The organism is Devosia geojensis, from assembly GCF_000969415.1.
In the GTDB taxonomy this organism is placed as follows: Bacteria; Pseudomonadota; Alphaproteobacteria; order Rhizobiales; family Devosiaceae; genus Devosia; species Devosia geojensis.
In genome coordinates, this window is sequence record NZ_JZEX01000032.1 from 1 (window position 1) to 10,563 (window position 10,563).

At 67.1% G+C, this 10,563-nt stretch carries 10 protein-coding genes; all 10 read left to right on the forward strand.

The window, feature by feature from the left end; genetic code table 11:
* Window positions 1-142 precede the first annotated feature (142 nt).
* Window positions 143-1,045, forward strand: a complete 903-nt coding sequence (locus tag VE25_RS02120; protein ID WP_046106936.1) for an alpha/beta hydrolase family protein — start codon at window positions 143-145, stop codon at window positions 1,043-1,045.
* Window positions 1,042-1,428: a DUF488 domain-containing protein gene (locus VE25_RS02125; protein ID WP_046106937.1), complete on the forward strand. Its 387-nt coding sequence runs from the start codon at window positions 1,042-1,044 to the stop codon at window positions 1,426-1,428. The genes VE25_RS02120 and VE25_RS02125 overlap by 4 nt, the downstream gene beginning before the upstream one ends.
* 436 nt (window positions 1,429-1,864) lie before the next feature.
* Window positions 1,865-2,845, forward strand: coding sequence for a TRAP transporter substrate-binding protein (locus VE25_RS02130; protein WP_046106938.1), 981 nt, complete (start codon window positions 1,865-1,867; stop codon window positions 2,843-2,845).
* A 55-nt stretch (window positions 2,846-2,900) separates the two neighbouring features.
* Window positions 2,901-3,428 carry a TRAP transporter small permease gene (locus VE25_RS02135; protein WP_046106939.1) on the forward strand — a complete coding sequence of 176 codons (528 nt, stop codon included), beginning with the start codon at window positions 2,901-2,903 and terminating at the stop codon, window positions 3,426-3,428.
* A gap of 6 nt (window positions 3,429-3,434) precedes the next feature.
* The gene (locus VE25_RS02140) at window positions 3,435-4,715 is read left to right on the forward strand and encodes a TRAP transporter large permease (RefSeq protein WP_046106940.1); all 1,281 of its coding nucleotides are present in this window, start codon (window positions 3,435-3,437) and stop codon (window positions 4,713-4,715) included.
* An 8-nt stretch (window positions 4,716-4,723) separates the two neighbouring features.
* On the forward strand, window positions 4,724-5,488 hold the full coding sequence (locus VE25_RS02145; protein WP_046106943.1) for a FadR/GntR family transcriptional regulator: 765 nt from the start codon (window positions 4,724-4,726) through the stop codon (window positions 5,486-5,488).
* 10 nt (window positions 5,489-5,498) lie between these two features.
* Complete coding sequence (gene kduI / locus VE25_RS02150) at window positions 5,499-6,341, forward strand: 5-dehydro-4-deoxy-D-glucuronate isomerase (protein ID WP_046106941.1); 843 nt, start codon at window positions 5,499-5,501, stop codon at window positions 6,339-6,341.
* Entirely contained in the window at window positions 6,341-7,105 is a 765-nt protein-coding gene (kduD, locus tag VE25_RS02155; protein ID WP_046106942.1) for a 2-dehydro-3-deoxy-D-gluconate 5-dehydrogenase KduD, read from the forward strand. Before kduI ends, kduD begins: the two co-directional genes overlap by 1 nt.
* Before the next feature lie 257 nt (window positions 7,106-7,362).
* Window positions 7,363-8,223 (forward strand): aromatic ring-hydroxylating oxygenase subunit alpha, encoded by an 861-nt coding sequence (locus tag VE25_RS02160; protein ID WP_046106944.1) that lies wholly within the window; start codon window positions 7,363-7,365, stop codon window positions 8,221-8,223.
* 505 nt (window positions 8,224-8,728) lie between these two features.
* Window positions 8,729-10,450, forward strand: coding sequence for a Rieske 2Fe-2S domain-containing protein (locus tag VE25_RS02165; RefSeq protein WP_046106945.1), 1,722 nt, complete (start codon window positions 8,729-8,731; stop codon window positions 10,448-10,450).
* Window positions 10,451-10,563: the final 113 nt, after the last annotated feature.

Genomic DNA, 10,563 nt, shown 5'->3' on the forward strand with positions numbered 1-10,563 from the left:
GGGGTGGTGCGGTGATCCACTAATGGACCCCCACCCTCCAGGGGGGAGGGGAGCCTCTGCCTCCGGTGTCCGCCAAGACTGACAGCGTCTAGCAACGTTCGCCGAACTGCAGCAATCTTCTCGGCTGAGGGAGGATTCGGCGATGAGCGAATTACGCGAGCGCTTTCGGCAACTGGTGGGCTTCGCCCCGGTCGAGATGACGCTGGCTGATGCCCGCGCCAGCGAGATGGACGGCGTGGTCCGCGAGGATCTCGCCTTCCATCTGCCCGACGGCACGCCGGTGCGCGGCATCCTGATGCGGCCGGCGGGGCAGGGGCCCTATCCGGCCATCCTTTATGCCCATGCGCATGGCGGCCGGTACGATATCGGGGCGAGCGAGCTGATCGAGGGCCGTCCCGAGATCCCCGATCCGGCCGGCCTCACCTTCGCTCGGGCCGGCTATGTCGTGCTCGCCATCGACATGCCGACCTTCGGCGAGCGTTCGACCATCACCGAGAGCGCCGCGGTCAAGGCGGCGCTCTGGTATGGCCGCACGATTTTCGGGCAGATGCTTTGCGAGCAGGCCGGCGCGCTCTCCTGGCTTGCGGCGCGTCCGGATGTCGATGCGGCGCGCATCGGGGTTACCGGCATGTCCATGGGCGCGACGCTCACCTATTTCCTCGCCGCTCTCGATGCGCGCCCCGCCGCCATCGCGCATCTGTGCTGCTACGCCGATTTCGCCACGCTCGTCGCGCTCGGCGCGCATGACAGGCATGGGCACTACCTCACCGTCCCGGGCCTGCTTTCGGCGATGTCGACCGGCGCCATCGCCGGCCTCGTCGCGCCGCGTCCGCAGCTCGTTCTCGTCGGCACCGACGACCCCCTCGCGCCACCGGAATCCGTCGCGCGGGCGGAGGCGGATACGGTTCCTGCCTATACGGCCGCGGGCGCAGCGGAGAATTTCCGTATCATGCGCGAGGAGGGCGTCGGCCATCGCGAGACGCCGGCCATGCGCGCTGCGGTCCTCGCCTTCTTTGCCCGGCACCTCAAGGGGGAAGCCCCATGAGCCTCCATATCGTGCGCCTCGGTACGCCGCGCGGCAAGGGCGAAGGGCTGCGGCTCGGCACCGTGCGCCGCCCGCCGCGCGGCGTGCCCAAGGCCGAGTTCGCCTCACGCGACTATTACGACGTCTGGCTGCCGCTGCTCTCGCCGAGCGCCGACCTCGTCGCCGAGGCGCTGAAGGCGGAGGACGACAAGGCCTGGAAGGCCTTCGTGCGTAAGTTCAAGGCGCAGATGAAGGAGCCCGCCGCCGCCCAGGCGCTCGATCTCCTCGCCGCCCTCTCGCACACCACCGACCTCGCCGTCGGTTGCTATTGCGAAAGCGAGGCGCGCTGCCACCGCTCTGTGCTGCGCGAGCTGCTCGCCGAGCGGCACGCTGACATCGCCTAAACGTCCACACAAGCAAGCGCATATAGCACGGTTCCCCTTCTCCCCTTGGGAGAAGGTGCCCCGCAGGGGCGGATGAGGGGTCAGCGATGCTTCACCAAGCGCCGGCGTGTGTGGGGCATCGCTGACCCCCTCACCCTTATTTTCCGCTGGACGCGGAAAATCTGTCCCTCTCCCACAAAGGGGAGAGGGGAAGTGCCCGTTGTCGTCTCTGTGACGTGTGGTTGCCCTGCCCCGAAAGGAGTCTCGGCCCCCTCAAGTCATCATACAAATCCTTCTCGTTTGTATGTTGACTTGCCTCGTTCTTCCATACCAGATTCCCGCGAGGTGACGGCCGGGAGGGTCGCCGCCGGGCTGCCGTTTTGCGGCGCATCGGATCGCACCGCCTGAACCAGGAGGAGGTTCTGGCGCGGCGGTCGACACATGGGAGGAATTGTCGATGTTTCATCTGCCGAAGCTGGCGACGGCCGCGCTCGTCGCCACGGCGCTTTCGGTGACGGGCGCAAGCGCCCAGACCGTGCTGCGCTCGTCCGATACCCATCCGGACGGCTACCCGACCGTCGAGGCGGTCAAGCATTTCGGTGAATTGCTCGCGGAAAAGACCGGCGGGCGCTATTCGGTGGAGGTTTTTCACTCGGCCCAGCTCGGCCAGGAAGCCGACACCATCGAGCAGACGCAGTTCGGCGTCATCGATATGAACCGCATCTCGGTCGGCGCATTCGGCACGCAGGTGCCGGAAGCCACCGTCCTGCAGCTGCCCTATATCTTCCGCTCCACCGACCACTTCCACAACGTGCTCGATGGTCCGATCGGCGAGGAGATCCTCGCCGCGTTCGAGGCGGTGGATGTCGTTGCGCTCGCCTATTACGATGCCGGCGCCCGCTCGTTCTACAACAGCCAGCGCCCGATCACCTCGCCGGCCGACGTCGAGGGCATGAAGTTGCGCGTCATGCAGTCGGATGTCTTCGTGGACATGGTGGCGGCGCTCGGCGGCAATGCCACGCCCATGCCTTATGGCGAGGTCTATTCGGGCATCCAGACCGGCGTCATCGACGGGGCCGAGAACAACTACCCGAGCTTCGATACCGCCGGGCACGCCGAGGTCGCCAAGTACTATTCGCTCGACGAACACCTGATGGTGCCCGAAGTGCTGGTCATCTCCAAGATCGTCTGGGATGGTCTCACCCCCGAGGACCAGGCGCTCTTCCGCGAGGCGGCCAAGGAGTCGGTCGCGCACCAGCGCGAGCTCTGGCAGGCGCAGGAAGTGGCCTCCAGGGAGGCCGTCGAGGCGCTGGGCGCGGTCATCAACGAAGTGGACAAGCAGCCCTTCATCGATGCCATGGGCCCGGTCTACGAGAAGTACGTGACCGATCCCGCGCTGCAGGACCTGGTCGCGCGCATCCAGGCCACCGAAGGTTGACGAGGCCATCCGGGCCGGTCACCGGCCGGCCCGGACCACTCGGGAGGATTGCCCCGTGAGAGAATGGCTCCTGACGGTCAGCCGCGGACTGCGGACCCTGTCCACCGCCGCGCTCTACGTCGCCGGCGTCGGCCTCGTCGCGATGACGGTCATCGTCGCCTACCAGGTCTACATGCGCTTCGTCGTCAATTCGTCCCCGCCCTGGACCGAGGCGGCCGCGATCATGATCATGAGCTGGTTCATCTTCCTCGGCGCGGCGGTCGGCGTGCGCGAGAACTTCCATATGGGGTTCGACGTGCTGCTCTACATGCTCCCGGCCGGGGCAAAACCGTGGCTGCGCGCCATCAGCGACATCGCGATCTTCGCCTTCGCCTTCGGCATGGTCTGGTATGGCGGCGCGCTCGCCATCCGGTACCTGGGCACCCGCATTCCCGTGCTCGGCCTACCGCAGGCCTTCACCTATCTGCCCATCGTCGTCTCGGGCGTCCTCATGTGCCTGTTCTCGCTCGAGCGCCTGGCTTTGCGCCTCGGCGGCGAGCCGGTGGACGATCCCGTGACCGAACCCACCATCACCGAGGCCTAAAGCGCGATGGAATACTGGATTCTCTTTGGCGTCTTCACGCTCCTGATGGTCATCGGCACGCCCATCGCCTTCTGCCTCGGCATCGCGAGCTTCGCCACTATCGTCTATCTCGGCCGCCCGCCCATCGTCGTCTTTCAGCAATTGAACTCGGGCGTCTCGGCCTTCACCCTCATGGCAATCCCGTTCTTCATCTTTGCCGGCGACCTGATGATGCGCGGCGGCATCGCCGAGCGGATCATCGCCTTCGCCGGCTCCGTCATCGGCCACGTGCGCGGCGGGCTGGGGCAGGTGAACGTCGCCGCCTCGACGCTTTTCGGGGGCATCTCGGGCTCGGCCGTCGCCGAGGCGGCGGCGGTCGGCGGCATCATGATCCCGCAGATGAAGGCGCGCGGCTATGGGGCCGACTATGCCGTCAACGTCACCTCGATGGCCGCGCTCATCGCGCTGCTGCTGCCGCCCAGCCACAACATGATCATCTACTCGCTCTCGGGCGGCGGGCGCATCTCGATTGCCGATCTCTTCACCGCCGGCATCATACCGGGCCTGCTGCTGGCGGCCGCGCTGATGATCACCGCCTATGTCGTCGCGCGCCAGCGCGGCTACCCCACCGAGCCTTTCCCGGGCTTTGGCAAGGCGATGCGCTATTTCCTCGTGTCCATTCCGGGCCTGCTGCTCATCGCCATCATCTTCGGGGGCGTGCGCTCGGGCATCTTCACGGCCACGGAAAGCTCGTGCATCGCCGTGCTCTACGCGCTGCTCGTCACGCTTCTCGTCTACCGCAGCCTCGGCTGGCGCGAGTTCGTCCACTCCGTCACCGGCGCGGTGCGCACCACCGCCATGGTGCTCTTCATCATCGGCGCCGCCGCATCCTTCGGCTGGCTGATGGCCTACCTGCGCGTCGCGCCGATCCTCACCGAGTTCGTCGGCTCGATCTCGACCGATCCGCTGGTCATCCTGCTGATGATCAACGTGCTGCTGCTCCTGCTCGGCACCTTCATGGACATGGGGCCGCTCATCATCATAACCACGCCGATCTTTTTACCGATGGTCACCGCCTTCGGCGTCGACCCCGTGCATTTCGGGGTGATCATGATCCTCAACCTCGGCATCGGGCTCAACACGCCGCCGCTCGGGCCGGTGCAGTTCGTGGCGGCGGCGGTCGGCAAGATCACGGTATGGCAGGCGATGCGGAGCGTCTGGCCGTTCTACCTCGCCGGTATCATCGTGCTCATGCTCGTCACCTACGTTCCGGCATTGTCGCTCTGGCTGCCGAGCCTTTTCCATTGAGGGCCATGATGACCATCGAAGCCGAGACCGGCCGGCCGGCGGCGCGCAAGCCCAAGCTTGCCGCCCTCGTCGTCAGCCAGTTGCGCAAGCGCTTTTCCGCCGGCGAGTTCGCGCGCGGCGACAAGCTGCCGACCGAGAACCAGCTCACGATGGAGTACCAGGTCAGCCGGACGGTCATACGCGAGGCGATCGCGACGCTCGCCGCCGACGGTCTCGTCGAGGCGCGGCAGGGAGCCGGCGTCTTCGTCATCGCCAATCTCAGCGCGGCCATCCGTTCCATCGGCTCGGAAACCGGCAGCCGCATCTCGGACGCCATCAACGTCCTGGAAGTGCGCATGGGCATCGAGATCGAGAGCGCGGGCCTTGCGGCGCTGCGTCGCACCAGCTCGCAGGATGCCGCCATCCACGAGGCCTATCACGAATTCGACCGCCTGCTCGAGCTCGGCCTGCCGACCGGCAAGGCGGATTTCTCCCTCCACCGCGCCATCGCGGCGGGAACCAACAATCCGTTCTACGTGCAGGTGCTGGATGCCTTGGGCAGCCGCACCATCCCCTGCGACATCTCCTCGCCCTGGGCGACCGAGGGCGTCCTGACGCGCGACTACCAGGCGGGCCTGCAGGCCGAGCACTGGCAGATCATCTCGGCCATTTCTATGGGCGATGCCGAAACCTCGCGCGAGGCCATGCGCGCCCATCTGTCGCGCAGCCAGGAGCGCTATCGCGCCCGCCTCAAGGCCACGCGCGCCGTTTCACCCCGCAACACCCAAGCCTGAGGATACTTCCATGACTACAGACTACGACATCCGTTTCGCCGTCGATCCGGCGAGCGCGGCGGTGATGACGACGTCCGAATTGCGCGAGAACTTCCTCGTCGACGACCTCTTCGCTGCCGACCGCGTGGTCTGGACCTATACGCATTACGACCGCATGGCCGTCGGTTCGGCCGTCCCCGCCGCCGGGTCCCTGCCGCTCGAGGCCATCAAACCAACCGGCACGGCCGACTTCCTCGACCGGCGCGAGCTCATCGTCGTCAACATCGGCGGGGTCGGCACCATCACTGCCGATGGCGCCTCCTTCGATCTTGCCAATCGTGACATGCTCTATGCCGGCATGGGAACGAAGGCTCTCTCCTTCGCCTCCGCCGACGTCGCCAATCCGGCCAGGTTCTACCTCCTCAGCGCCCCCGCCCATGCCCGCCACGAGACCCGCCTCATTCGCATCGGCGAGGCCAAGCGCCTCGATCTCGGGTCGCAGGAGACCTCCAACGAGCGCTCGATCTTCCAGTTCATCCATGCCGAGGGGGCCAAGACCTGCCAGCTCGTCGTCGGCATGACGACCTTTGCGCCGGGATCGGTCTGGAACACCATGCCCGCCCACGTCCATGACCGGCGCATGGAGGCCTATCTTTATTTCGACCTGCCGGCCGACGCCTTCGTCGTCCACCTCATGGGCGAGCCCGACGAGACGCGCCACATCGTCGTGCGCAACGAGCAGGCGGTCATCTCCCCGCCCTGGTCGATCCACTCGGGCGTCGGCACCGCAGGCTACACCTTCATCTGGGCGATGGCGGGCGACAATGTCGACTATACCGACGTCGAGAAGGTCGAGATGGGCGACCTGCGCTGATGGCCGACCTCTCCGCATTCAGCCTCCAGGGAAGGGCGGTCCTCGTCACCGGCGCCAATACCGGGATCGGGCAGGGTATCACCCTCTCGGTCGCCCGCGCCGGCGGCCACGTCCTCGGCGCGGGGCGCTCGTCCATGGACGAGACGGCCGCGCTCGTCGCCGGTATCGGCGGGCACTTCACGGCACTGCAAGCCGATCTCTCGGACATCGGTGAAGCGCAAACCATGCTCAACGCCGCCTGGGAGGCGCATGGCCCCATCGACGGTCTCGTCAACAATGCCGGCATTATCCGCCGGGTCGATGCGCTCGACTTTTCCGAGGAGGACTGGGACAGCGTCATGGACGTCAACCTGAAGTCCCTGTTCTTCCTCTCCCAGGCCTTCGCCCGCCGGGCGCTCGGCGCCGGCCGGCGCGGCAAGATCGTCAACATCGCCTCGATGCTGAGCTTCCAGGGCGGCATCCGCGTCGCCTCCTATACGGCCTCGAAGAGCGGCGTGCTCGGCATCACCCGGCTCCTCGCCTGCGAATGGGCGGCGAGGGGCATCAACGTCAACGCCGTGGCGCCGGGCTATATCGAAACGAATAATACGCAGGCTCTACGCGCCGATCCGGACCGCTCCGCCGCGATCCTCTCGCGCATCCCTGCCGGGCGCTGGGGCGATCCCTCCGACATCGGCGACGCCGTGGCGTTCCTCCTCGCACCGGCATCGGACTACATGCACGGCGCCGTGGTGCCGGTCGACGGCGGATGGCTGGCGCGGTAGCCCCCTCATCCGGCGCTTCGCGCCCCCTTCTCCCACGAGGGGAGTAGGGAGGTGGCTATCAGCGCTTCTGTGGCGAAGCGTGGTTCTGCAGAAGTTGGCGTGAGGCACCTCCCTTCTCCCCTCGTGGGAGAAGGTGCCCCCGAAGGGGGCGGATGAGGGGGGACCCGTTGACCGCCTCCCCCATAGGTGAATAACTGCATGCTTGGCCGGCTCTCCCCCGCCGGCCTCGGATTCGCCCATTGCCGGAGGCCTTTGCCATGCCCACCGCGCCCAGCGCCGCCATCCTCGATGCCTGGCACGTCTTTTCGGCTGCCGCCGAGATCGGCCCCGGCCCCTACCGCTCGACGCTGCTGCTCGACACCCGCCTCGACTATCGGCGCGGTGCCGATGGCGCGGTGGAGGTGCGCCGGCGCGACACCGGCGCCTTGCTCCCGGTCATCGAGCGCTACGGCTTTGCCTGGACCAGCCTCGGCACCCCGCCGGACGACCTCTTCCCCATCCCCGAGTTCTACGAGCCCGACCGCAAGAACATGAGCTGCGGCTCGATCGGGGTGAACGTCTCAGCGCCGCGCGCCATCGAGAATTTCCTCGACATGGGGCACTTTCCTTATGTCCACACCGGCATCCTCGGCGAGGAGCCGCATACGGAGGTCAAGGAATACGACGTCGAGATCTCCTACGAGCGCGACGAGATCCTCGCCACCCGCTGCCGCTTCTACCAGCCGCGCGCCGCGCTCTCGGCCGACGAGGGGCAGGACGTCGAATACATCTACCGCGTGCCGCACCCCTATTGTTCGGTGCTCTACAAATCCTGCCCCGCCGACGAGAGCCGGCTCGACGTCATCGCCATCTTCTGCCAGCCCATGAGCGAGGACACCATCCGCGCCCATCTCCTCCAGTCGATGATCGACGAGGAGAACACCCTCACCGGCATGCGCCGCTTCCAACAGACCATCTTCGGGCAGGACAAGCCGATCCTCGAGAACCAGTACCCCAAGCGCCTGCCTCTCGACCCGCGCGCCGAGACCCCGATCCGCGCCGACAAGTCCGCCATCGCCTACCGCCGCTGGCTGAGCCAGAAAGGCGTCAACTACGGCGTCATCCCGCAGGCGGCGTGATGACGGTGTCGATGTCGCGCGCAACCCCCCTCCCATCCTCCCCCGCAAGGGGGGAGGTGTTGGTCCGGCGGATTGGGCAGGATAGTGCCACAGACACGATGCTGGTCTCGCGGATTGGGCGGTATGGCGCCACAAGCGCGATGCGGCACCTCCCCCCTTGCGGGGGAGGATGGGAGGGGGGTGCCTTCCACAAGCACGGTCGGCCTCTCTCCCTTCCCTCCAAAGCGGTGACAGGCACCTTCCCCTCTCCCCTTGTGGGAGAGGGACAGATTTTCCGCGTCCAGCGGAAAATCAGGGTGAGGGGTCCGCGGTATTGCCGCGAACGCCGGCGCCTTTTTGAAGCATCGCAGACCCCTCATCCGGCGCTTCGCGCCACCTTCTCCCTCAAGAGCCTGCGCTCGGGAGCGCGTAAGCGCTACCCGAGTGGGAGAAGGGGAACCTTGCCATACACGATCGCCCCCCAAGAGGGAGAGGATCTGCAGGCGCTCACCCAATGACCCAGACCATGACCGATCTGCGCCATCCCGCCTGGCACCCCATCGCCTCCAGCGAGGACCTGCCCTTCCGCCACGTCTATCACGGCCAGCTCCTCGGCCAGGAGTTCGCCGTCTGGCGGGCCGACGACGGCAACGTCAACGTCTGGGAAAACCGGTGCCTCCACCGGGGCGTGCGGCTCTCCATCGGCCTCAACGAAGGCGCGGAGCTGAAGTGCCAGTACCATGGCTGGCGCTACGCCAACCGCTCGGCCGGCTGCACCTATATCCCGGCCCATCCGGCCGACGCGCCGGCCCGGCGCATCACCAACCGTACCTTTCCGGCGGTCGAAAGCCTCGGCCTCGTCTGGTCGGCCATGGGCGATGTCGCGCCCTTCGCGCCGCCGCTGCCCGAAGGCAATTGGCTGCCGCTGCGGCCCATTCCCGTCAATGCCCGCCCCGGCGCCGTGCTCTCAGCGCTCGCCGCCGCGCGCGAACCGGAGAGCGCGGTCGAGAGCCTGCCGCCGCTCGGCGCGCGGCTGGTGCTCGCCGGCGTCGAGGGCAAGCCTGCCGCCTTCTTCGTGCAGCCCCTCGATTCCGGCCGCGCCGTCATCCGGGGGATCGTCGAGGCGGAGCCGTGGGAGGATAGGCTTTCGATCCTGCACCTCTTCAACGAGCGCCTGTCGTCCCTGCGGCGCGAAATCGAGGCGCAAGCGGCATTGGAGGAAGCGCCCGAGCCGCTGGTGCCGGTCTACGAGCCCGTCTCGGTCGAGCTCTCCACCATGCCCGACATCCGCATCGGCCGGCAGGCGAAGCTTCGCGTGCGCGTCGCCCGCAAGTGGCAGGCGGGCGCGGACGTCACCGGCCTCGAGCTCGCCGCTCTCGAAGGGCACCTGCCGACCTTCCAGCCCGGCGCCCATATCGATCTGCACCTGCCCAACGGGCTCATCCGGCAATATTCGATCACCAACGGCCCGGGCGAGCTTTTGAGCTACACCATCGGCGTCAAGCGCGAGCCGGAGTCGCGGGGCGGCTCCATCGCCATCGCCGAGGAGCTGCGCGAGGGCGATGTCGTCGCCATCTCGGAGCCCCGCAACAACTTCCCGCTGCGCCGCGATGCGCTGAGAACCATCCTCATCGCCGGGGGCATCGGCATCACGCCGCTCCTTGCCATGGCCAAGGCGCTTCACGCGTCGCGCCTGCCGTTCGAGCTGCACGTCTTTGCCCGTTCGCCCGAGCACACCGCCTTTGCGGACGCGCTCGACAAGCTTGGGCAGAGTGTCGTCCGCCATATCGGGCTCGATCCTGCCGGCACGGCCGCCGAGATCGAGCGGCTGGTCTCCGGTTATGGTTTCGCGCGGCACCTCTATGTCTGCGGTCCCGGCCCGATGCTCGATCTCGTGCGCCGCTCCGCCGCCGCGGCCGGCTGGCCGGAGGAGGCGGTGCACTTCGAATACTTTAAGAACGTCAACGAGATCGACCTCTCCTCGACCTTCACCGTGGAGCTTGCCCGCTCGGCGCTGACCCTCACAATCCCCGCCGGCAAGTCGATCCTCGAGGTCATGCGCGAGGCGGGCGTCGATGCGCCTTCGTCGTGCGAGCAGGGCGCCTGCGGCACATGCCTGACGACCGTCATCGAGGGCGTTCCCGACCACCAGGACGTCTACCTCAACGAAACCGAGCGCCGCTCCAACACCTGCATGATGACCTGCGTCTCGCGCGCCAAATCCGAACGACTGGTGCTGGATATATGAGGATGAGTGCTGGCTTTCCGAATTTGCCGCAGCGGTGCCGAGAGCACGATCTGCCTCCCTCCCCCTTGAGGGGAGGGAATGAGGGTGGGGGTGGTTGTGTGGGTCCCCGATGG

What these genes read in the sequence shown, in the direction of transcription:
- VE25_RS02120 (WP_046106936.1), top strand. Translation starts at nt 143, where the DNA reads ATGAGCGAATTACGCGAGCGCTTTCGGCAACTGGTGGGCTTCGCCCCG.
- VE25_RS02125 (WP_046106937.1), top strand. Translation starts at nt 1,042, where the DNA reads ATGAGCCTCCATATCGTGCGCCTCGGTACGCCGCGCGGCAAGGGCGAA.
- VE25_RS02130 (WP_046106938.1), top strand. Translation starts at nt 1,865, where the DNA reads ATGTTTCATCTGCCGAAGCTGGCGACGGCCGCGCTCGTCGCCACGGCG.
- VE25_RS02140 (WP_046106940.1), top strand. Translation starts at nt 3,435, where the DNA reads ATGGAATACTGGATTCTCTTTGGCGTCTTCACGCTCCTGATGGTCATC.
- VE25_RS02145 (WP_046106943.1), top strand. Translation starts at nt 4,724, where the DNA reads ATGACCATCGAAGCCGAGACCGGCCGGCCGGCGGCGCGCAAGCCCAAG.
- kduI (WP_046106941.1), top strand. Translation starts at nt 5,499, where the DNA reads ATGACTACAGACTACGACATCCGTTTCGCCGTCGATCCGGCGAGCGCG.
- kduD (WP_046106942.1), top strand. Translation starts at nt 6,341, where the DNA reads ATGGCCGACCTCTCCGCATTCAGCCTCCAGGGAAGGGCGGTCCTCGTC.
- VE25_RS02160 (WP_046106944.1), top strand. Translation starts at nt 7,363, where the DNA reads ATGCCCACCGCGCCCAGCGCCGCCATCCTCGATGCCTGGCACGTCTTT.
- VE25_RS02165 (WP_046106945.1), top strand. Translation starts at nt 8,729, where the DNA reads ATGACCGATCTGCGCCATCCCGCCTGGCACCCCATCGCCTCCAGCGAG.